Consider the following 22152-nt stretch of genomic DNA (forward strand, 5'->3'; position numbering starts at 1 on the left):
AAAGAGGTTCTCATGAAAAAACTTGATCCTAAAATGCTACGCAACGCCTTCGGCAGTTATATGACTGGGGTGACCGTGATTACAGCGGTGAGTAAAGATGGTACGCCTGTCGGTTTTACAGCCAACTCTTTTACATCGGTATCGCTTGATCCGCCATTACTGCTGGTTTGCCCAGCAAAATCTTTATCTACCTTTGATGTGTTTGCTAACTGTGAAAGCTTTGTTGTCAACATCTTAAGTGAAGACCAACAGGCCGTGTCGAACATATTTGCCAGCTCTAAAGAAGACCGTTTTAGTCAGATTGAGTGGCACAAAGATGAGCAAGGCAACCCTGTTATCGATGGTGCGCTCACGCATTTTTCTTGTAAAACCGAACGTAACCTCGACGCAGGTGACCACAATCTTTTGGTGGGAGAAGTACTGAATTTCTCTAACCGTGAAGGCCATGGTTTGGGTTATGCATCAGGCGGTTATTTTAGTTTGGCATTAGAGCGCGAAGCGGCAGACATCAGTACCCAAGAAAAACACGTCTGTGTTGGCGTCATTATCGAGCATAACGGTAAAGTGATTATCAACAAAAGCGAAGGTAAAGCCGTCTTACCCAATACGACAACCGATGACAATACCAACGCGGTCAGCGCCATCAAACAGTTTTTGACAGATAACGGTATAGATGCGCAATTGGGCGCTGTGTTTTCAATCTATGAGAATACCAAAACCAATACCAACTATATCTTTTACCGCGCCATTGCAAATTCGCCAGAGACCAAAGAGCTTGGTGAATACGTCGCAATCGATGATATTGAAAAACAAGATTTTGCGACCTCAGCCATGAATTCGATGATGACTCGCTACGCCGCAGAGAGCGAAAACGGTCTTTATGGTGTCTATGTCGGCCAAGAAGAGCAAGGTCGCGTCCACTAAATTTTATACATAAACGACACTTAAACAAACATGACTTGTAAATACAGTCAGTAAAAACAAATAGCAAAGGATATGCCTTATGAAATTCTCACTATTCCTACACATGGAACGCCTCGACGAATCACAATCTTATGAACAGCTCCATAATGATTTTATTGAGCTGGCAAAAATGGCCGACCAAGGCGGAATGCACGCTATCTGGACAGGCGAACACCATGGTATGGATTTTACCATCGCCCCCAACCCATTTTTAAATTTGATTGATCTATCCCATCACACCAAAAACGTGCGCTTAGGTACGGGTACAGTGATTGCACCCTTCTGGCATCCGATCAAATTGGCTGGCGAAGCTGCCATGACAGACATTATCACAGGCGGCAGATTGGATTTAGGTATCGCGCGCGGTGCTTATAATTTTGAATACGAGCGCTTGATGCCGGGTATGGATGCCATGGAAGCTGGCGGGCGCATGCGAGAGCTTGTCCCTGCCGTCCAAAAACTGTGGAAAGGCGACTATGCCCACGATGGCAAATACACCCAATTCCCATCGACCACCTCAGCGCCAAAACCGGTACAAAGTGGCGGCGTGCCTATGTGGATTGCAGCTCGTGACCCTCATAGCCATAACTTTGCAGTAGAAAACGGCTGCAATGTGCAAGTCACCCCACTGTGGCAAGGCATGACCGAAATTCAAAACCTCATGACGGCATTTAAAAATGCCAAAGCTGAGCATGGCGAAGGTAAGAACCCAAAAATCATGTTATTACAGCACGCTTATGTTGGTAGTGATGCCGATGATGTGGCGACAGCGGCAAAATCTATCAGCCGTTTTTACTGCTATTTTGGTGCATGGTTCAAAAACGAACGTCCAATTCGTCAAGGATTACTTGAGCCATTGAGCGAAGAAGAAATGGCAGCAATCGATATGTATGCGCCTGAAAAAATGTTAGAAAACATGCCAATAGGAACGCCTGAGCAAGTCATTGAAAAGCTTAAAGTCTATGAAGAATTGGGTTATGACGAATTTGCATTCTGGATCGACTCTAGTATGACGTATGAACAAAAACGCGACTCTTTACGCCGTTTTATTGATGATGTCATGCCTGCGTTTGCATAAATATTTTGAGTCTCTTACTCTAGTGCGGGCTAAACAGACAACCTAAAAAATTTGGAGAATCACCATGACCAAACCTCATTACCAGCTTTATATCAACGGTGAGTGGTGCGAAGGCAGTAACAACCAACGCTTGGACAGCTATAATCCTGCGACTGGCGAAGCATGGGCAACATTTGCCTGTGCCAGCCCTGAAGATGTTGAGCGCGCTGTGAGCGGGGCAAAAGCCGCCCTTAACAATCCTGAATGGGCAAAAATGACCGCCACTCAGCGTGGCAAGTTATTGTACCGCTTAGCTGAACTGATCGAAGAAAACGCTGAGAGACTTGGTGAGATCGAGACGACAGACAGCGGCAAACTGGCTCACGAAACGGTCGCTCAAACCCGCTATGTCAGTGACTATTACCGTTATTACGCGGGTCTTGCTGATAAAGTTGAAGGCGCGACGTTACCGATTGATAAGCCTGACATGCATGTCTTCACCACTCGTGAACCCATCGGTGTGGTCGCCGCTGTCGTACCGTGGAATGCCCAGATGTTCTTAACATCGACTAAGCTTGGCCCAGCCCTAGCGGCGGGCTGTACTATTATTTTAAAAGCATCAGAAGTCGCGCCTTGTCCTATGTTTGCGTTTGCTGAATTGATTGAGCAAGCAGGCTTCCCAAAAGGGGTGGTCTCTGTCATCACAGGGGATGCCGAAAACTGCGCGATTCCGCTGACCAGTCATCCTGATGTCGATAAAATTGCCTTTACAGGTGGGCCTGAAGCGGCGCGTCACGTGGTCAGAAACTCTGCCAATAGTTTTGCGGTCACAAGCTTAGAGCTTGGCGGCAAGTCTCCTATCATTGTCTTCGAAGATGCGGATTTAGAGAGTGCTGCTAACGGTTTGATCGCTGGCAACTTTGGCGCTTCTGGACAGTCTTGTGTGGCAGGCTCTCGCGGCTTCGTTCATCGCTCTATCTTGCCTGAAATCATCAAACGCGTAGAAGAAAAAGCCAAGGGTATTGTCATTGGCAATCCGCTAAATCCCGAGACACACGTTGGGCCTTTATGTACCAAAGCTCAAGTTGAGCGTATTAAAGATACACTAGAAAAATCTGTCGCCCAAGGCGCTACGATACGTTTTGGTGGTCACTCTCCTAAAGACGCTTCTTTGGCAGAAGGCAACTACTTTTGTCCAACACTAGTAGAATGTCCGAATACCGATATTGAAACCCAAACCATTGAGATGTTTGGTCCAGTCATGTCGCTAGTTGCGTTTGATACTGAAGAAGAAGCCATAGCTATGGCAAATAATAGTGTTTATGGTTTAGGCTCAGGTGTCTTCACCCAGAATTTAGCCCGGGCACACCGTGTTTCACAGCAAATTCACTCAGGGGTGTGTTGGATTAATACTTACCGTGCTATTTCTCCAATGGCCCCATTTGGGGGCTACAATCAGTCAGGCTATGGGCGTGAGGCCGGTAGCGAATCAATACTCGCCTACACACGTACAAAAACGACATGGATTAATATTTCGGCTGAACCGATGGCTAATCCTTTTATCATGCGATAAACAAGTACCGTAGGTAGTCAACTGCATTAAGTTTTAAGGAAAAAACTATGCCTATCCGCCCCCCCTTAAAAGAGTTGAATATAAAAACTCACGATAAAGGTTTTTATAAGGATTTTAATCGCTTTGTCACTATCACATCAAAAATCCTGGTTACGTTAATCGTAGTCTGGATTTTAAGTGACGTAGATCGTTCCGGCGCTATGCTAGATGCTATGAAAAATTGGTCGTATGCCAACCTCAATAGCTATTACACCTACTCTATCGCCTTTTATCTATTGGTTTGCCTGACGGTTATTTTATGGCCAGCATTTGGGCGCACTAAACTTGGCTCTGATCCTAATGGAAAACCTGAGTTCTCAAACTTCTCATGGTTTTCTATGATTTTTGGAGCAGGTATTGGTATTGGTGTATTAACATATAGTGCAGCCGAGCCAATTTGGCATTTAGCAAATAATCCAGATACTATTATGTCAAAAGAAATAATAATATCTGCTTTAAATGCCAACGGCTTAAAACTACCTCAAGGTGCTGATGTATTTTCGTTTTATCAAGATCAAGTCAATGCTAATACGTTAAATGCTATTGATGGTATCGTCATACCAAAGACAGAAGGTGCTTTAGATGCAGCTTTTCGCTACTCCTTTCTCCACTGGGGTATTAGCGCTTGGGCAACTTACAGTTTAGTTGGTATCTGTTTAGCGTTTTTTGCTTATTCCCGTGGTTTACCATTAACGATACGTTCCGCACTAACTCCTTTGTTTGGTAAGCATTTGGAAGGACCATTAGGTAATGTGATTGATATTGCTGCAGTAATTGCAACTTTATTTGGTATTGCTCAAACTATTGGTATAGGCTTGAGTTCTTTTGCCTCAGGATTGTATAGCATTACTGGTATCACATGGTTAGTAACTAATCCTGTTAATCCGGAGCCAACTACGGGAGCTTTATTAGTATCGCTGTTTGTGGTTATGTGCCTCTCGATAATATCGGCATTATCAGGTGTTGGACGTGGAATAAAATGGTTAAGTAATATTAATATGGTCTTGTCTTACTTACTATTAGCATTTTTCCTAATTTTCGGGGCATCTATGTTTGCCTTAGAAATGTTGGGTAAAGGTATTTTCACTTATGTCGTGCATTTACCCGCAATGGTTTTTACTGTATGGGACCCTAATTCCGAGTTAGGTAGCTGGCAAACAAGCTGGTCTATCTTTTACTGGGCATGGTGGATTGCATTTGCTCCATTTGTTGGTATGTTTTTAGCTCGTATTTCCAAGAATCGTACTATTCGTGAGTTTGGCTTGATCGGTGTTATAGCACCTAGCCTCACTTTATTTATTTGGTTCTCATTTATTGGTGGTACAGGTATTAACCTAGAGTTAAGTGGTGTGGCAGGTGGTAAAATATTTGACTCAGGATTGACCGCACAGCTGTTCGAGATTATTGGCTTTATGCTCGAACCAGTAACGGCAAATATGTTATCAGGCATGGTAGTGGTACTTTTACTAACCTATTTAGTAACTTCTGCAGATTCTGCATTATTAGTCGTTAATATGCTCAATTCTGCAGGTAAAGACAAAATTGAAAATGGGTCAAAGCATATTATCGTTTGGGGTATTGCTTTAACCGCCATAATTGCAGCGTTACTACTGGCTGGAGGGCTAAATGCTATTACCTCAGCTATGATTGTCGCAGCAATACCATTTTCGCTTATTATTATCTTAATGGCTATTAGCCTACTAAAAGCATTAATTTTAGACGGTATGCGATCAAGAGAAAAATAGTCAATGTATATGTAAAAAACACCAACTGTATCATGGATGTAGTTGGTGTCTTTTTACTTATCACTAGCTGTTATGCATAGCTTTAACTTCTTAGACGTCAAATTAGAGTTTCTTGAGTCCGCTGTTAAATTTAAAGTATAAATCCAATATAGCACTGAGACATAACCTGTAAAGCCTGAATCGACATCAGTCTGTCAGAGATTATTTTATTGAAGTTAAGTAGTCTGACTTAATGGGATTAAAGTCGTATAACAGATCAACTAATTGTTTTGCTTTGGACAAAAATTACACCGTCCTATCCTTAATACTAAGACTGTACGATAGATCTATGCTGAACGCTCTGCAATTTTAGTATTAATCCAATTAGCGATCTCGCTCGCTACCCACACTACCCTTACCTGTGTCAGCTGTACCTTCTTAGGAAACGTTGGATCGTAACGATCAGATTTTTCATTGACCATCTCGTAGATCGTAGAACGACTAAGACCGGTATAATGACCAACATCTTTAATACTCAGTAGCTGCGGTATATGATTGCATTGCTCGATTACTGGTTGTGTAGCGTTTAACTGTTCCATGGTGTTCTCCTTTATAAGTTAATGAGAGCGTTTCCTCTCATACAGTTACGGAGTCCCATATTTTTTTACGGCATCCCATGTAGTCCAGTGACTGGCCTTGTATGAAACAATAAAAGAAGGAGCTGAATGATCAGCTCCTTCTTATGTCGCATCTCTAGCCCGATGGTTTTAGCTCACTGCTGTCACGCTTTTTCGTAAGCCTTGCTCAATGCTGCTCACGTTCTGAGTGGCTAACCCATTCTGATAATTCCCTTGCTGAGTACTGCTCACATCCTCTGTCTCTACTGGATAAAACTCTTCAGCCAGATTGCAAGAGCTTGGTATTTGCGCACAATATATATTGGGGGAATGCATCAGCTAACATGGAATTGGATAAGGGAGCCTTCAAATCCACTTTGATCAGCATATTCAAGTCTCAGCCATACCCAATTCCATACTTTCACGACCTAATGCAATTTAAAATTAATAACCAGCTGCCAGATAGCTCATTGAACTGGATCAAAGATGACCTCCGTAACGCTCTGCATATTGCTTATTTAGTTCAAAGTATTTTTTATGATAAAACTATGGTCGGAGGTACTGAGTTAATTTCTCATATTTCGAATTATCTAAAATATGAGGTCATGCATTTCAACTATACCCCACTCACCTTACCGTATTATGCAAACCCCGTAGACGTAAACAATCATTCGTTAATTGGGCGTATAGAAACAATCAAATCCAGCTATTTTAGAAATCGTACTGATAGAGAAATCAAGTGGCTTAAGGGTGATGATAGTGATCAAATTGAATGGGCTTATAATTATCTGAGCTCAGACAAGAGAGATTATCTTATACTTCAGAAAGTATTCATACCCTCCTCTCTAGAGGACAAGTACAATTTAATCTTAGCAAGTCTTGATATCTTATCAAATGTAAAATACACATATGAGACTTCTACTCAAGATATAGATATGAGCGACCCTAAAATTGATCTTGAGTCAATAGCAGAAATATCATACAGAGCTAAAATTATAGAGAACATGAAAGACGCATGGGCTAAATTCTCAACGAGCAACAAAAACGAAGATTTAAGTGAAGTCAAGATATATAAGAAAAATCAAGATCAATTGGACTCTATCATGAAAGCTAAAGGAACGACTGCCAATAAGGTTATAAGCCAAATTATTGAAGATGAGTACAAAAAAACTTTCAATAAGGGCTAGATAACTTAGGTAGATAGAATTAATCGCTTAAGGATAGCTTTTGGTCAATAGTATGTTGAATATTTAATTTTATGTACACCTACATGTACACTATTAAAATAAAATAAAAAATTAACCATAAATATCAATATATTATATCAAATCAATGGCACCGACCACTGGTACCATATACGAAACCCTCGCAATCTATCGATTACGAGGGTTTTTTATTGCTTGCTGTTTAAAATTGGTTGTCCTATCAAAAAAAGACCACGCTAAATTGGCTTAGCGTGGTCTTTTTTAACAGTGAATAACAGTGAATAGTGTATTCAATGCTACTCGGCTTCATCTAGCAGCTTATTGACCGCATCTGCCATGTCATCATCTATGATGTTACCTTCTAAATAATCGACTAGCTGATGAATAGTAGTCAGATCCATTTCTCGAATACCCAAACTTGCCAGTTGCTTATTAATAGACGCCAAGCTCTCAGTATCTTCAGGATTATCCAATAACTGCTCATCAAAGCTATCACTGACAAACCAATACATTTTTTCTAACACGCTCTCTCTTCTCGTCAAGGTAGAATAATTATCGCCATGGATAAACAAATTAAAATGATAAGGTATTTCCACCTCATTGATAAAAAAAGTACGCTTACACTCTAGGGTATAGGCTTGTACTTGTTTCTCTTCAGCGCCTTCTGCATCACTTATATCTTCTGCAATCTCTTCTTTTACCAAGCCTTCTAATATTTCGTAACGCCCAACTTTGACTTTGTGATTATAAATAATACAAGCGTCCGCAATCGCATCAAAAATCACCGCACTGACATCTAAGGTATGGTCGTCGATATCATAAAACGCTTTTAAAAAAGGTAAGAACTCTGTTAGCTTGTCTTCTGGCACTTCGGTCAAAAACTGCTGCTCGTAAATGGTAATCATATCTTCAGGTGAATAGGTATTGGCGGTATTGGTCTCATTTCTGCCCGTAGGTTGCAAGGGTATCAGGTTATATGGATTATTATGGGTCATGCAGGACTGCCTTTTTATTGAGGTAAACGAAAATCTATGTCCTCTATTATCTCTTATTCAGCCACTTTTAGATATATGGTTTAGGCGCTCAAATTAACCAAAAAAAACCACTCTAAGTTACTTAGAGTGGTTTTTATGCAACCAATACTATCTCGGTTTATTTTAAAAATGAATGTTCGCTAATTGGCCATTTGTACTTTTGGTTGCTTACGAATGCTAGAGCCATCTTTACAACTGATGGTGATACCTGTGAAGCCAAACAGTATCGTAAGCAGCAGCGATAAATAACAGAAAAAGGCATAAGGCAAATATTCAAGTACCGGAACACCTAACGCTTGGCTGATAAATACCCCGCACACGCTCCACGGTACTAATGGATTGATAACCGTGCCCGCGTCTTCGATGGTACGCGATAGGTTTTTGGGGTGTAAATTCAAACGCTCAAAGGTCGGACGAAACGCAGTTCCTGATAATAAGATACTCAAATATTGCTCACCGATCAGCACGTTGATACTTAAAGCTGCCATTGCCGCGGCAAAAATAGCACGTCCTGAGCTTGTCAGCATATTACGAATACCTAACAATAACGCTGGTAAGATCCCCAAAGCACGTAATAAACCGCCCAAACTTAACGCCAATATCACGATAGTCTGAGTAAAGAACATACTTTGCATACCGCCACGTGAGATCATACCCGCCACTTCACCCAGCTCTAAATTTTCGGCGGGCGTATAACCAGCAAATAGATAACCGCCGAGCTGCCCAATACTTGGCGTGCTGTGCAGATAAGTAAGCACTAAAGCGGTCGCGATTGTACAAATGATGGTATAAATGGCATTGACTCGGCATAGTGCTAATACCACTAGCACGACAAATGGTAATACGGCATAACCATGGACTAAGCCGCTATCGACCAATTGTGATTGCAGTAAGGTCACTTGACCTAAATCACCCGTACCCGTCTGGCCAGAGAAATACCAAAATAGCCCAGCTGTAATGAGCCACGCCGGTACCGTGGTATACATCATATTGCGAATATGCTCGAACAAATCAATGCCGACGACAGAAGAGGCAAGCGTACAAGTATCTGACAACGGCGACATTTTATCGGCAAAAAAAGCACCTGAAACCACTGCACCAGCAGCAATAGCGACGTTGGCATCAAAGGCATTACTCATACCAATAAAGGCCACACCAAGTGTCGCGGCTGTGGTCAAACTACTGCCTAGAGCGACACCAATAATTGAGGTCAAAACAAAAGCCGAAATATAATAATACTGCGGTGAGATGAGATCAAAACCATAATACATAATGGTAGGAATAGCACCTGACATCATCAGCGCGGCGACCAGCAAACCAATAAAAAATAGTAAATAAATGGCACCAATACCACTGACAACACCCGATGACATCTGCCCCTGCATCTTCTCAAAGCTTAGACCTTTATACATACCAAGGCCTAATAAAACAACGATTGCAAGCATCAATGACAGATGCGGTACCCAGCCAAAGCCGATCATGGTCACACCCATAATCGCGATGACAACGCTGGCAATAATAAAAGCTACCTTGGGAGATAGCTCGGTAAGTACTTGTGGAGGCATAACACATCCTTATGGTGCCATCATATATACTCTGGCGTTAGGGTTGGTTTTGGGTGGGACAAGTTTAATTAGTTGCAAAGATTATTGCCAGTCTCATGACTTACCCAGTAGGCTATCGGTCTTGGCTGCCATGATAAAATCATTGTGATGCAGACCTTTAATGCTATGTGACCACCAAGTGACGGTGACCTTGCCCCACTCTACCAAAATACCCGGATGATGCCCTTCTGCTTCCGCAATGTCGGCAAGCTCATTGGCAAATGCCATCGCTGTGACAAAATTTTTGAATTTATACTGACGCTGTAATTGCTTAATGCCGTCGACTTCGATGAGCGACCAATCAGGAATTTGTTGTAATAGCTCGCGTGCTTCTGTGTCGTCGACGGTTGGAGCGCCGATACGGCAGGCTTCACAGCTGGCTTGTGATAATGTCGTCATGATAATATCCTTTTAAGTTAACTATTATTTTTTTAATACCGTTAGGTTTAATACAGTTACGTCCGTGTTAATACTGTTTTTACAGCATCACTTTTACCCCATCGTTATTTTAACGATGCTAAATTTTTTAATGTATTAAGAGTTTTTTGGTGCATAAGTTGGTTCAAACAAGCCAAGTGCCATTGCTTGTTTGACCTTGCCCATGATGTCGCTATCGACGATATCGAACAGCGCATCCAAATCATCAATGACATAATAAATCGGCTGAATATGGTCAATGCGATAAGGCGTACGCAGAACATCAAGCAAATCAAATGCGCGGTGTTCTGGCTGATTTTGAGGTTGCTGCTGATGGTGATGGTTGGATTGTTGCAATGTATCGCTACCATTAAGCGCATAAATCGTTTCAGAAGGGGAGCTCAAGATACCGCCGCCATAGATACGGCGATTGTCAGGGTGACTACCTACCAAGCCAAACTCGATGGTAAACCAATAAAGCCGTGCCAAAAACCACCTTTCTTCTTTACTGGCATCAAGACCCAGCTTGCCATAGGTCTCATTAAAAGCGGCAAAAGCAGGATGGGTCAGCAGCGGACAATGGCCAACGATTTCATGGAAAATATCAGGCTCTTCGATATAATCCATGTCTTCAAAGCGGCGAATAAAGGTCGCTACCGGAAAGCGTTTATTTGCTAAAAGTTTAAAAAACTTACCAAAGCTGATAAGCGCAGGAACGGCAGCGGTTTGCCAGCCGGTGGTGGCTTGCAGGATTTCGTCGATATCGTGGAGTTGCGGGATATGCGTCGATGGCAGATTTAGCTTTTCTAAGCCTTCTAGATAGGCTGAGCAAGCTCGATTGGGTATTTGCTTGGCTTGACGTGTAAGCAGCGCCTGCCACATGGCATTTTCATCGTCACTATAGTGGATATGACCCTGACTGTCTGGCTGATGCGAGAGGTAAGGTTGCTTCTCAGCGGTTGAATCGCTATGGCTAGCATCATCAGCGCCGAGAGCATTTGAAGACACACTCTTGGCACTGTGGGATTTTTGAATAGTATTGTTAGCTTGTAGGCGTTCCATGCCTGTGTTCCTTTTATTAGCGTTAGTACAGTCGCTTGTCGTCAGTAAATCCTCAATTTAGGTATTTTGGATTTACCATCGCAAGCAGTACTTTGCTGATTAAGGACAAGACAAATTCCTTTTGCCCTGCCCATTTATTATACTTATAAACGATTAAGCTAAAACTATGGCGTTTCAGTTTCTGGCTGACCAATCGCGCCGCGTCGGACTTGGTCACGCTCGATGGATTCAAACAAGGCTTTAAAGTTACCTTCACCAAAGCCTTCTTCATAATCGCCTTTACGCTGGATAAATTCGAAAAATACGGGGCTACCAAGGATGGTTTCAGAGAAAATCTGTAGCAATAAGCGTGGCGTACCGCCTTCTGTGGTACCGTCTAACAAGATGCCGCGCATTTGTAGTTCAGCGACATTCTCGCCGTGGTTTGGTAAGCGCTCATCCAGCATTTGGTAATAGGTATCATTTGGCGCTGTCATCAGCGGGATACCCATGTCTCTTAATTTGTCGATGCTAGATAATAAGTCATCACTCAATAGCGCGATATGCTGGATACCTTCGCCATTAAATTGCATCAAGTACTCTTCAATTTGCCCACCGCCCTGCTTTGATTCTTCGTTTAATGGAATACGAATTTTGCCGTCAGGCGCGGTCATCGCTTTACTGGTCAGACCCGTATACTCACCGGTGATATCAAAATAACGGATTTCGCGGAAGTTAAAGATACGCTCGTAGAAGTCGGCCCAATATGCCATGCGACCACGGTAGACATTATGAGTTAAATGATCGATAACCTTGAAGCCAAAGCCTTTTGGATGCTTGTCGACGCTCGGTAGGTATTCAAAATCGATATCATAGATAGAATTGCCATCGCTAAAGCGGTCAATGAGATAAATAAGCGAGCCGCCGATACCTTTAATCGCTGGTAGGCGCAGCTCCATCACCCCTGTAGGCACATCTACTGGTTCAGCACCGTTTTCGATAGCAAGCTCATACGCTTGCTGCGCATTTTTTACTCGAAAGCCCATGCTACAAGCGCCCGCGCCATGCTCACCTAAGAAATAGCTGCCATGGCTTTTTGGCTCACGGTTTAAAATAAGGTTGATATCGCCTTGGCGAAACAAGGCCACATCTTTTGAGCGGTGATTGGCAATATGAGTAAAGCCAAGGTTGCGAAATAGCGTTTCGACAAGCTCAGGCTCAGGTGAGACAAACTCAACGAAATCAAATCCTTGCAAGCCCATTGGGTTATCAAATAAATCTGCCTTTAACTCTGACATTGTCATCATCCTTAATTTCAATTGGTGGTATACATCACTAAAAATTAGCAAAAAATAAGTTTCATCAATCATTCCTATTGACGAGTGATTTATATTAGATTAGCTTGATTTATAAGACTAATCGTTTTTTTTGATTTATTTATCAGGTTTGCTTATGAATATCAGTATTCGCCAATTGAGCGCTTTTATCAGTGTGGCTGACAATGGCAGTTTTACCCGTGCCAGCGAGCAGATGCATTTGACCCAATCTGCCGTCAGTGGTTTGATTAAAGAATTGGAGTCCAGCCTTGGTATCGTGCTATTTGACCGCACCACCCGCCAGCTGTCATTATCCGTCGTTGGTCATCATTTATTGCCGCAAGCGCGGCGTATTTTAAATGAGATGCAGCTATTTGAAAATGAAGCCAGTAGCTTGACAAGTTTGGCGCAAGGTCAAGTCAGACTTGCGGTATCGCAATTTGCTGCCTCCTCCATGCCAGCCGTTATTGCTCGATTTGCTAAAGCATATCCGGATATCAGCGTGTCTTTACTTGATTGCTCAGCAGAAAATGTTTTAGAACATATTCAAAACATCGAGGTAGATTTGGGCGTCGGTACTGAGCGTGGTTTTACGGAGCCTGACGATGACATCAGCGCCGATTTGTTATATCAGCTGCCGTTTTGTGTGGTAATGCCAGATAACCATGCGCTGGCGCAAAAATCAGAAGTCATTTGGCAGGATTTGGTAGATACGCCTCTTATTACTTTACAAGGGCCATTTATCGAGCAAGTCACCGCTGAGCTTGATGAGGAAATCGCCAGCCATATTCAGCAGGCGCGCTATAAAGTCAACTTTATGTCGACCGCCCTTGAGATGACCCGCCAAGGTTTTGGCATTACCTTGTGCTTGCCTTATATGCCAGAGGTGATAGATTGGGTAAGCGCCAATGGTTTGCAGATGCGCCCGTTGGCACAGCCGGTTAAAATGCGCCGATTCTTTATTTATCAACGCTCATCACGCGCTTTATCGCCCGCCAGCATTGCTTTTAAGCAATTTTTGCAAACTTACTTTGCCAGCCACTTTGACGATTTGCAGCGTGTTTAAGGGCAATCAAAGCACTTATTATTTCAATTTAGCAAAGGCTGAAATCTGTCCAAAAAATTGCTAATAAACAAAAAAATGCGTTAATTAATCAGTATCGCTGAATCTAACATTGAGTTAATCGCCAAACTGGTTTATGCTTTTTAACGCCTTAACTCATCTCCCTTGTAAGGAAATAAAATGTTTGAACGTATCGATTATTATGCCGGTGACCCGATTTTAGGATTGATGGACAAATTTGCCGCTGACACCAATCCAGATAAAGTAAATTTGGGTGTGGGCGTTTATTATGATGAGGATGGCAAATTGCCTGTCCTTGAGTGTGTCAAAACAGCGGAGCAGCGCATTGCTGACCCTATCTCTCCTCGTCCGTACTTGCCAATGGCAGGATTACCAGGACACCGTAAAGGTTGCCAGGAATTGCTGTTTGGTAAAAACGCGCAAATCTTACAAGACGGTTTGGTAGCAACCATCGCCACTATCGGTGGTTCTGGCGCATTAAAAGTCGGCGCAGAGTTTATCCATGAATGGTTCCCACAATCCAAATGCTACGTCAGCGACCCAACGTGGGGCAATCACATTGCTATCTTTGAAGGCTCTGACGTCGAGGTCGGTAAATATCCGTACTACGACAAAGCAACCAGCAGTGTTAAGTTTGATGAAATGATTGCATTTTTTGAAACTTTGAATAAAAACGATGTTGTCTTGCTGCACCCTTGCTGCCATAACCCAACCGGTATGGATTTGACTCGTGAACAGTGGGATACCGCGCTAACTGTTATTAAAGAGCGTGAATTGATTCCATTTATGGACATCGCCTACCAAGGCTTTGGTAAAGACATGGACAGCGACGCTTACGCGATTCGTAAAGCAGTTGAGATAGGTCTACCCGTATTTGTCAGTAACTCATTCTCTAAAAACTTATCGCTATACGGTGAGCGTGTCGGCGGTCTGTCGGTCGTGTGCCCAAGCACTGACGAAGCGGAGCGCGTCTTTGGTCAGCTAAATGCAACCGTGCGTCGCATCTACTCAAGCCCACCATCACATGGCGGCCGCGTGGTCGATATCGTCATGAACGACGAAGCGCTACATGAGCAATGGGTTGGCGAAGTTTATGCCATGCGTGACCGTATCAAAGCCATGCGCTTAAAGCTCAAATCGGTCTTAGAAGAAAAAGTCCCCGGCCGTGACTTCGATTATTTAACTGAGCAAAACGGCATGTTTAGCTTTACCGGTCTGACGCCTGAACAAGTTGAAAAACTCCAAAGCAAATATGGTATCTACATGGTTTCAAACTCACGTATGTGTGTGGCGGGCTTAAACAGCAGTAATATCGATTATGTTGCCAATGCCATGGCTGACGTTTTAAAAGACTAACTCTCTAGCGTAATTTAAAAAAAACATGTGATTAAAAAGGTTGAGTTATGACTCAGCCTTTTTTTATGTCTGCCACTTTCTAAAAAACTGTATAAAAAACACTGCACAAAAAACCTTGCAATCTATTTGGCTATAAATTACATTATACGTAAATAGTTAATTATAACGTAATTCAATACACGCTTTAGCAAGGAGCACCTCATGTCAACGATTGACAAAAACCTCACCTCATTTATCGATATTGCCGCTGATTCTGACTTCTCTATTCATAACCTGCCTTATGGTATTTTTAGTGATGCTAAAGACGTTACTGGTAATAACAATCGTCGCGCAGGTGTTGCTATTGGCGAGCACGTTTTAGACTTATCAATACTCGAAGCAGAAGGTTTATTAAGTTTGGCAGGCGGCCCCTATTTTGATCAGCCAACCCTAAACGCTTTTATTGATTCTGGTCGCGGCAACTGGACCAAGGCGCGCAGCACCATTCAAACCTTATTGTCTGCTGATAGTGACACACTGCGCGACAACAAAGACTTGCAGGCAAAAGCGCTGTTTAAGCAAGCAGACGTCACCATGCATCTGCCTGTTCACGTACCAGGTTTTACCGATTTTTACTCATCTAAAGAACACGCGACCAACGTCGGTATCATGTTCCGTGACCCAAAGAACGCTCTACTAGCTAACTGGACTGAAATGCCCGTCGGTTATAATGGCCGCGCTAGCACTGTCATCGTTAGTGGCACCGATGTAATACGCCCATCAGGCCAGCTAAAACCCAATCCTGACGAACGTCCTATTTTCTCACCTTGTAAGCGTCTAGATTTTGAGCTTGAAACCGCGTTTGTCGTGGGTCGCGGCAATGATATCGGTCAACCGATCGCAGTCGATGCAGCCGCGGATCATATCTTTGGCATGGTTTTGCTCAACGATTGGTCAGCTCGCGACATTCAAAAATGGGAATACGTACCTTTAGGCCCCTTTAATGCCAAGACCTTTGCCTCTGAGGTATCTCCTTGGATTGTGACCATGGATGCGTTAGCACCTTTTAAGACTGCATGCCCAACGCAAGAACCAAAACCACTGGCTTATCTCAATGAAAAAGACAGTAACAATAGCTTTGATATCAATTTATCAGTCGAGCTGTTGCCTGAGAATAGCGATGAAGCAACGGTAGTTTGTGAGACCAACTTTAAATATATGTATTGGTCAATGGCGCAGCAGCTCACCCACCACACCATCACTGGTTGTAAAGTAGAAGTCGGCGACATGATGGGCTCAGGGACGATTTCGGGACCGACGCCAGACTCTTATGGCTCAATGTTAGAGATTGCTTGGAATGCCACCAAACCCGTCACTTTAAAAGGCGGCGAAACGCGCAGCTTTATCGAAGATGGCGATACTGTGATTATGAAAGGCTATAGCGAAAAAGACGGCATTCGTGTTGGCTTTGGTGAAGTACGCGGCAAAGTACTGCCTGCGCTTAGCTTTGATTTTGACAAATAGGCCTATTTCATAAAGTAATTACAAATCAGACAAGCGTAAAAAAATTACTTAGGCTGTTAGACAATTATCACCACTTAGTTTAGCGAAGTGCTGGCAGCCAATTAAGTTGGACGCTTTATCAAAAGGAGTTTGATATGAGTTTTAAAATTGAAAAAATCCATCACGTGGCCTATCGCTGCAAGGATGCTAAAGAAACCGTTGAATGGTATAAAAAATATCTCAATATGGATTTTATCTTAGCATTCGCTGAGGACCATGTCCCCTCGACCAAAGCCTTTGACCCTTATATGCATGTATTTTTAGATGCCGGTAATGGCAATGTCTTGGCGTTTTTTGAAGTACCCAATCAGCCTGAAATGGGCTTTGACCCCAATACACCAAACTGGGTGCAACACTTAGCCATGAAGGTAAAAGACCGGGATGCCTTAATCGCGGCAAAAAAGCATTTAGAAGAAAATGGCATCGACGTAGTCGGCGTGACCAATCACGGTATTTTTCATTCTATCTATTTCTTTGATCCTAATGGCCATCGTATGGAACTTACCTACGATGATAGTACCTCAGAAGAAAAAGTCTCGATGATTACAGAAGAGATAAAACATGAGATGCTAGATGAATGGTCGCGCACCAAACGTGCGCCCGTTCATACGCAGTTTTTACATGCAGAAGAACTCGCTGAAGCAAGAGACGTGGCGCCCGTTGGTGAGTAACAGCGTCAATTTATGCAATAGTTAAAACTTACTTTATTCAGTAGTTAAGTTAAATAGCAAGTTTTGACTAGGCTATTTGATAGCGTCTTGCAATGGCTAGTATCTGCTCAACCACGTTATGTTGCTCACTCATTGGTAACTGCTCGGTGGTACCAATGATGGTAATGGCATATTCTAATGGCATATCATCAGTAGATAGTTTGTCATTAGCAGATAGTTGATTATTGCTAAGCGGCTGATTAGTGGTCGAGGTGTTGATTTCTAGTTGCGGCACAAGCACTGGAATGGTAATGGCATTAATCCCCATTAACATATCGCCGGTAACTGTGGCATAGCCTTGGGTAAGAATGTTGGCGCGCAACTGGTTAAAATTCTGCCATTGCTCTACGATAGTGTCTTTATCATTTGTCTGCCATTCAGCGATAACCAATGGCTTAATAATCGTTTCTGGCTGATAACTGGCAAACAGCTGCCCTGTCGCTGATGTCGTCAATGGCATACGCGAGCCAATACGAGTGATGATACTAATCGGGCTGTCTGGCTCAACCGATTGAATAATAATCGGACCTTCGCTAAACCATTTGGCAATCTGTACCGCGCAGTTTACCGTGTCTTTAATCTCTGTTGCCACATGCGTCAGGCGCTCTAATAGGTTGTGTTGATTGAAGTCCGCATGCCCAAGCGAATTTCCTCGAGCGCCAAGCCCATAACGCCCATCACTGAGCTTACGTGCATAATTTTTACGAATAAGACTGACCAAGTAGCGATGACACTTTGCCGGATGCATCTGTACAGCTTGAGCGATGTCTTTTAGCATCATAGGTTCGTTGTGATTGATTAGAACGTCTAATACTGACAATCCAATTTCAAGTGACTGCACGCCACCTTGGTTTTTATTGCTAGTAGGATTGTCTGTCAGGTTTTCAGATACGGGCATGTTTTGCTCAATTAATTATTTACTTTATCAATAATTATACCCATTTATATAACCAACAAGACAACATAATAAAAGGAATAAATAATGATGACACTTTATGGCTATTTTCGCAGCAGTACGTCTTACCGTACGCGTATCGCGATGAACCTAAAAGGCTTAGATTATGACTATATTGCGGTTAATTTGGCACAAGATGAACAATTAAAAAGCGAATTTTTAGCACTTAATCCTCAAGGGTTGGTGCCTGTTTTACAAGCCGATGATTTGCTGTTATTTCAAAGTCCGGCTATTTTAGAGTGGTTGGAAGAGGTTTATCCTAAAAATCCATTATTGCCTAAAGACGCTGCGGGGCGCATGCAAGTACGGGCGTTAAGCGCAATGATTGGTTGTGATATTCATCCGCTTAATAACCGCCGTGTTTTACAATATTTACGCAATGAGCTGTCGGTAGATGAGGCTGAGGTCATAAAATGGTGTAATCGCTGGATAAGTGAGGGTTTTGCTGCGTTAGAAAAACGCTTGGTCGCTGACAAAACTCGCGGGAAATTTTGCTACGGCGACAGCCCGACCTTTGCAGATTGTTATTTAATCCCGCAAGTCTCTTCGGCGCGGCGTTTTGAAGTGGACTTAAATCCTTATCCAAATATTGTCCAAATCGACGCCCATTGCCGTACGCTAAAAGCCTTTGCTGACGCCGACCCTATGCAGCAACCTGATGCACCAAATGCTTAGCCTTAGAGAAACAACCTCTAAAAAAGGACTGCCCTTAATTTAGAGGTTATTAAATAGAGATAGCTTTCTATTTATATCACTGCTCAAATTTTCATCTCTTTTCGCGTGACCTCCACTATCTTAATAGGTACCGCACATAGCCATGACATGCCGCCACTACAATAAAAGCAGCCATTTTTAAATGACACGATATAGGCGGTAAAATCATTACCACATTGATCCTTTATCGCCTCCTCATCACTTTCATCATCGACTGCACACCATACTCGCTTATAACCTCGTTTAAGTAGCGCGCGGGTTAAATCGCTCCCTTTTAGCTCATTATTCATACCAAGCTCCTTAGCTATCCTGCTTTAGCATTACTCAATCCATAAGAATGACGCGAGCTCTAACAACCTCCTATTTTATTAAAAACAATACAACATGGGTCGTTAAATTAATTAACAACTCTTTATTTTTATAGAAACTCTAGTGTAGAACTTTAGTAGCAAAACTGTAACATAGAAAGCAGCATTCCCGACAGACGGTAGGTATTTAAGGACAAGCGGTATAAATTTATAATTTTTACAAGAGGCGCTTTATTCAAGGATAAGTAAAATAATGAGCCCAAAATTAAGCTCAGTCTTTTATAACTTTTATAAGCGATAGAGGCTAAAACTCATAATAAAATCAGGTAAAATAGTGGTTATGACCGCTCTTATTCAACCTACCCCTCGTAAAATTATTCATATCGATATGGATGCTTTTTATGCCAGTGTGGAACAACGCGACTTTCCTGAACTACGCGGCAAGCCCTTAGTCGTTGGCGGAGATCCAAATGGTCGCGGCGTGGTTGCGGCGGCAAGCTATGAGGTGCGTCAGTTTGGTGTACGCTCCGCCATGTCATGTTATGAGGCACGTAAACGTTGCCCAGATGTCATATTTGTGCAGCCGCGTTTTGATGTCTACCGCGCGGTCAGTCAAGATATTCGCCGTATTATGCACAGTTTAACGCCGCAGGTTGAGCCATTATCGTTAGATGAGGCCTATCTTGATGTGACAGGATTGAGCGTACATCAAGGCTCAGCCACGCTAATGGCAAATTGGCTACGGGCACAGATTTTAGTGCAGACGGGGCTTAATGCGTCTGCAGGCGTGTCATTTAATAAAATGCTCGCCAAGATTGCCTCTGATATTAACAAACCTAATGGTACGGCAGTTATCACGCCAGCGGAGGCCGACGCCTTTATTAGCGCGTTGCCCATTGAGCGTTTTCACGGTATTGGTAAAGCGACTGCTCGGCGCTTGCATGCGATGGGTATCAGTAATGGCGCTGATCTACGACGCACGCCCGCGGCACTATTGGTCAATGAATTTGGCAAGCGCGGTCAGTTTTATCACGACATCGCTCATGGCCGTGACGAACGCCCCGTTAAATCACAGCGTACGCACAAGTCGGTTGGCTCTGAGACGACTTTTAGGGATAATTTGAATCACGATGACGAGCTACGCAGACAAATCTATGAGCAAAATACCGACGCCTTTAATCAGTTACGCAAAAAACAGCTCATCGCCTATACCATTACCCTTAAAATAAAATACGCTGACTTTACTCAGGTTACGCGCTCACATACCTTATCTACCGCTTTTGATAGTGCCGAATCTGCCCATTACTGGCTTGATAAGTTGTTTTCAGATATTCCGCGCTTACTACCTATTAGGCTTGTCGGGGTGACGTTTTCTTCATTGATGCCTGCTACCCAAATTTTGCCACAGTTAGATTTGTTTGAATAATGGCACTTTACTTGACTTGCAAAGATAAAGATAAATTTTAAGGACTCAATAACTATTACTTAGGCTATTTAATTTATTTTCAGCTTTAATATGAACGGTAGCAGCTGAGGAAAACGTTCTTTCATATCTGCATTTCTGCTACAATTACCGCAAAATCTCCATCTACTGAAAGACTAACTATGACTGATTCTCAACCTGTAAACTTAGATACGACTTGCACCGATACTGCTGACAAAAATCTTGACAAGAGCAGCGTTAAAAACACTAATAAGATGCTAGATAAAAATGCTGAAACTTTAGAATATCTAAGTGTTGATGATTATGATTATGAACTGCCGGACAGCTTAATTGCCCGTTATCCTTTAGCGCAGCGTTCGGCGTCAAAATTACTATATTTAGCCACTAATCAGCAGAAAGATAGCGACAGCCAGATTATAGACAAACAATTCTCTGAGCTGCCCGATCTGCTAAATGCGGGCGATTTAATTGTCTTTAACGACACCAAAGTCATGAAAGCGCGCTTGTTCGGGCAAAAAGACACGGGCGGTAAGATCGAAGTGCTGATTGAGCGTTTGGTTAACATTTCAGATTTAGATAGCACAGTCTTACAGCTAGAAACGACAGATGGCAAGAGCATTGACCAAGAGCATATCGCCCTTTGTCATGTTAAAGCCAGTAAAGCACCTAAGCTTGGGCAACGGCTAGAGATTGCTGATGGTCATATGCAGGCTGTGGTCATAGGTCGTCAAGAAAACTTATTTATCTTAGCTTTTGAAGCGCTGATTTTGCCAGATTTAGAGCGTTATGGTGAGCTGCCTATTCCGCCCTACTTTGAGCGCCACGCCGATGCGACTGACAATACCCGTTATCAGACCGTTTTTCATGATCCAGCCAAACTTGCCAGCGTTGCTGCACCGACGGCCAGCTTGCATTTTGATAAATTCGTCCTAGATAAGCTGGCTGCTAAAGGCATTCATACTGCTTTTGTTACCTTGCATGTAGGGGCTGGTACGTTTGCGCCAGTCAAAACCGACAACTTACTCAATCACACCATGCATAGCGAATACGCTCATCTGCCTCAAGTTACTGCCGACCTCATCAACCAAACCCATGCTAATGGCAAACAGGTGATTGCAATAGGCACGACAGTGACGCGCGTCCTTGAGACCGCTTATCAAAAAACAGCGGTTAATGGACAAGCGCTTTCTAGCTGGGCGGGCGATACTGATATCTTTATTTATCCTGGGTTCAGATTTGGTGTGATAGATAAACTGCTTACGAATTTTCATTTGCCAAAGTCTACGTTACTCATGTTAGTGTCTGCATTTGCAGGTAAAGCCCCGATTGAACAAGCTTACCAACATGCCATTAATAACTACTATCGATTTTTTAGCTACGGCGACGCCATGTTACTTGATAAAAAAATAAAAGCGTAAGCGCAAACACTAAACAAACAATAAATATATT

General features: G+C 42.8%; 20 protein-coding genes. 12 read left to right on the forward strand and 8 right to left on the reverse strand.

Annotated elements, in window-relative coordinates; genetic code table 11:
* The first annotated feature begins 12 nt into the window (after positions 1-12).
* The 4 genes from JMX70_RS09080 (at position 13) to JMX70_RS09095 (ending at position 5377) form a co-directional block, all read left to right on the forward strand.
* Complete coding sequence (locus tag JMX70_RS09080; protein WP_201591424.1) at positions 13-924, forward strand: flavin reductase family protein; 912 nt, start codon at positions 13-15, stop codon at positions 922-924.
* A 79-nt stretch (positions 925-1003) separates the two neighbouring features.
* The gene (locus JMX70_RS09085) at positions 1004-2041 is read left to right on the forward strand and encodes an LLM class flavin-dependent oxidoreductase (RefSeq protein WP_201591427.1); all 1038 of its coding nucleotides are present in this window, start codon (positions 1004-1006) and stop codon (positions 2039-2041) included.
* A gap of 64 nt (positions 2042-2105) precedes the next feature.
* Entirely contained in the window at positions 2106-3593 is a 1488-nt protein-coding gene (locus JMX70_RS09090) for an aldehyde dehydrogenase (RefSeq protein ID WP_201591430.1), read from the forward strand.
* 47 nt (positions 3594-3640) lie between these two features.
* A complete protein-coding gene (locus JMX70_RS09095) occupies positions 3641-5377 on the forward strand; it encodes a BCCT family transporter (RefSeq protein WP_201591432.1) in 1737 nt (578 codons plus the stop codon).
* Between the two features lie 326 nt (positions 5378-5703).
* Here JMX70_RS09095 and JMX70_RS09100 read toward each other — a convergent pair whose 3' ends face one another.
* Entirely contained in the window at positions 5704-5955 is a 252-nt protein-coding gene (locus tag JMX70_RS09100) for a helix-turn-helix transcriptional regulator (protein ID WP_201591435.1), read from the reverse strand.
* Between the two features lie 362 nt (positions 5956-6317).
* Here JMX70_RS09100 and JMX70_RS09105 point away from each other — a divergent pair, with 362 nt between their 5' ends.
* Positions 6318-7160: a hypothetical protein gene (locus JMX70_RS09105; protein ID WP_201591438.1), complete on the forward strand. Its 843-nt coding sequence runs from the start codon at positions 6318-6320 to the stop codon at positions 7158-7160.
* Between the two features lie 314 nt (positions 7161-7474).
* Here the strand turns inward: JMX70_RS09105 and JMX70_RS09110 are convergent, their stop codons facing one another.
* From JMX70_RS09110 to hppD, 5 genes are all read right to left on the reverse strand, one after another.
* A complete protein-coding gene (locus tag JMX70_RS09110; protein WP_201591441.1) occupies positions 7475-8173 on the reverse strand; it encodes a hypothetical protein in 699 nt (232 codons plus the stop codon).
* 179 nt (positions 8174-8352) lie between these two features.
* Entirely contained in the window at positions 8353-9777 is a 1425-nt protein-coding gene (gene nhaC, locus JMX70_RS09115) for a Na+/H+ antiporter NhaC (RefSeq protein WP_068405572.1), read from the reverse strand.
* 93 nt (positions 9778-9870) lie between these two features.
* Complete coding sequence (locus JMX70_RS09120) at positions 9871-10215, reverse strand: 4a-hydroxytetrahydrobiopterin dehydratase (protein WP_144296436.1); 345 nt, start codon at positions 10213-10215, stop codon at positions 9871-9873.
* Between the two features lie 135 nt (positions 10216-10350).
* The gene (gene phhA, locus JMX70_RS09125; RefSeq protein WP_201591444.1) at positions 10351-11295 is read right to left on the reverse strand and encodes a phenylalanine 4-monooxygenase; all 945 of its coding nucleotides are present in this window, start codon (positions 11293-11295) and stop codon (positions 10351-10353) included.
* A gap of 164 nt (positions 11296-11459) precedes the next feature.
* A complete protein-coding gene (gene hppD / locus JMX70_RS09130) occupies positions 11460-12572 on the reverse strand; it encodes a 4-hydroxyphenylpyruvate dioxygenase (protein WP_144296438.1) in 1113 nt (370 codons plus the stop codon).
* Positions 12573-12726: 154 nt separating this feature from the next.
* Between hppD and JMX70_RS09135 the strand changes: the two genes are divergently transcribed.
* The 4 genes from JMX70_RS09135 (at position 12727) to JMX70_RS09150 (ending at position 17243) form a co-directional block, all read left to right on the forward strand.
* Positions 12727-13656 (forward strand): LysR family transcriptional regulator, encoded by a 930-nt coding sequence (locus tag JMX70_RS09135; RefSeq protein WP_201591447.1) that lies wholly within the window; start codon positions 12727-12729, stop codon positions 13654-13656.
* Positions 13657-13833: 177 nt separating this feature from the next.
* Complete coding sequence (locus JMX70_RS09140; RefSeq protein WP_201591450.1) at positions 13834-15030, forward strand: amino acid aminotransferase; 1197 nt, start codon at positions 13834-13836, stop codon at positions 15028-15030.
* 201 nt (positions 15031-15231) lie between these two features.
* Positions 15232-16533, forward strand: a complete 1302-nt coding sequence (gene fahA / locus JMX70_RS09145; protein WP_406947871.1) for a fumarylacetoacetase — start codon at positions 15232-15234, stop codon at positions 16531-16533.
* Positions 16534-16667: 134 nt separating this feature from the next.
* Positions 16668-17243, forward strand: coding sequence for a VOC family protein (locus JMX70_RS09150; protein WP_201591453.1), 576 nt, complete (start codon positions 16668-16670; stop codon positions 17241-17243).
* A 67-nt stretch (positions 17244-17310) separates the two neighbouring features.
* Here JMX70_RS09150 and JMX70_RS09155 read toward each other — a convergent pair whose 3' ends face one another.
* Complete coding sequence (locus JMX70_RS09155) at positions 17311-18180, reverse strand: IclR family transcriptional regulator (RefSeq protein ID WP_201591455.1); 870 nt, start codon at positions 18178-18180, stop codon at positions 17311-17313.
* Between the two features lie 84 nt (positions 18181-18264).
* Between JMX70_RS09155 and maiA the strand changes: the two genes are divergently transcribed.
* Complete coding sequence (gene maiA, locus JMX70_RS09160) at positions 18265-18912, forward strand: maleylacetoacetate isomerase (RefSeq protein WP_201591457.1); 648 nt, start codon at positions 18265-18267, stop codon at positions 18910-18912.
* Between the two features lie 83 nt (positions 18913-18995).
* Here maiA and JMX70_RS09165 read toward each other — a convergent pair whose 3' ends face one another.
* On the reverse strand, positions 18996-19241 hold the full coding sequence (locus JMX70_RS09165; RefSeq protein WP_201591459.1) for a hypothetical protein: 246 nt from the start codon (positions 19239-19241) through the stop codon (positions 18996-18998).
* A 358-nt stretch (positions 19242-19599) separates the two neighbouring features.
* Here JMX70_RS09165 and dinB point away from each other — a divergent pair, with 358 nt between their 5' ends.
* Both dinB and queA read left to right on the forward strand, forming a co-directional pair.
* Positions 19600-20685: a DNA polymerase IV gene (gene dinB, locus JMX70_RS09170; protein WP_201591461.1), complete on the forward strand. Its 1086-nt coding sequence runs from the start codon at positions 19600-19602 to the stop codon at positions 20683-20685.
* A 179-nt stretch (positions 20686-20864) separates the two neighbouring features.
* Positions 20865-22121, forward strand: a complete 1257-nt coding sequence (queA, locus tag JMX70_RS09175) for a tRNA preQ1(34) S-adenosylmethionine ribosyltransferase-isomerase QueA (protein ID WP_201591463.1) — start codon at positions 20865-20867, stop codon at positions 22119-22121.
* Positions 22122-22152: the final 31 nt, after the last annotated feature.

The organism is Psychrobacter pulmonis (assembly GCF_904846465.1).
Lineage (GTDB): Bacteria > Pseudomonadota > Gammaproteobacteria > Pseudomonadales > Moraxellaceae > Psychrobacter > Psychrobacter faecalis.

Coding starts and splice junctions, on each gene's coding strand:
- JMX70_RS09080 (WP_201591424.1), top strand. CDS start 13: ATGAAAAAACTTGATCCTAAAATGCTACGCAACGCCTTCGGCAGTTAT.
- JMX70_RS09085 (WP_201591427.1), top strand. CDS start 1,004: ATGAAATTCTCACTATTCCTACACATGGAACGCCTCGACGAATCACAA.
- JMX70_RS09090 (WP_201591430.1), top strand. CDS start 2,106: ATGACCAAACCTCATTACCAGCTTTATATCAACGGTGAGTGGTGCGAA.
- JMX70_RS09095 (WP_201591432.1), top strand. CDS start 3,641: ATGCCTATCCGCCCCCCCTTAAAAGAGTTGAATATAAAAACTCACGAT.
- JMX70_RS09100 (WP_201591435.1), bottom strand. CDS start 5,955: ATGGAACAGTTAAACGCTACACAACCAGTAATCGAGCAATGCAATCAT.
- JMX70_RS09105 (WP_201591438.1), top strand. CDS start 6,318: ATGGAATTGGATAAGGGAGCCTTCAAATCCACTTTGATCAGCATATTC.
- JMX70_RS09110 (WP_201591441.1), bottom strand. CDS start 8,173: ATGACCCATAATAATCCATATAACCTGATACCCTTGCAACCTACGGGC.
- nhaC (WP_068405572.1), bottom strand. CDS start 9,777: ATGCCTCCACAAGTACTTACCGAGCTATCTCCCAAGGTAGCTTTTATT.
- JMX70_RS09120 (WP_144296436.1), bottom strand. CDS start 10,215: ATGACGACATTATCACAAGCCAGCTGTGAAGCCTGCCGTATCGGCGCT.
- phhA (WP_201591444.1), bottom strand. CDS start 11,295: ATGGAACGCCTACAAGCTAACAATACTATTCAAAAATCCCACAGTGCC.
- hppD (WP_144296438.1), bottom strand. CDS start 12,572: ATGTCAGAGTTAAAGGCAGATTTATTTGATAACCCAATGGGCTTGCAA.
- JMX70_RS09135 (WP_201591447.1), top strand. CDS start 12,727: ATGAATATCAGTATTCGCCAATTGAGCGCTTTTATCAGTGTGGCTGAC.
- JMX70_RS09140 (WP_201591450.1), top strand. CDS start 13,834: ATGTTTGAACGTATCGATTATTATGCCGGTGACCCGATTTTAGGATTG.
- fahA (WP_406947871.1), top strand. CDS start 15,232: ATGTCAACGATTGACAAAAACCTCACCTCATTTATCGATATTGCCGCT.
- JMX70_RS09150 (WP_201591453.1), top strand. CDS start 16,668: ATGAGTTTTAAAATTGAAAAAATCCATCACGTGGCCTATCGCTGCAAG.
- JMX70_RS09155 (WP_201591455.1), bottom strand. CDS start 18,180: ATGCCCGTATCTGAAAACCTGACAGACAATCCTACTAGCAATAAAAAC.
- maiA (WP_201591457.1), top strand. CDS start 18,265: ATGATGACACTTTATGGCTATTTTCGCAGCAGTACGTCTTACCGTACG.
- JMX70_RS09165 (WP_201591459.1), bottom strand. CDS start 19,241: ATGAATAATGAGCTAAAAGGGAGCGATTTAACCCGCGCGCTACTTAAA.
- dinB (WP_201591461.1), top strand. CDS start 19,600: ATGACCGCTCTTATTCAACCTACCCCTCGTAAAATTATTCATATCGAT.
- queA (WP_201591463.1), top strand. CDS start 20,865: ATGACTGATTCTCAACCTGTAAACTTAGATACGACTTGCACCGATACT.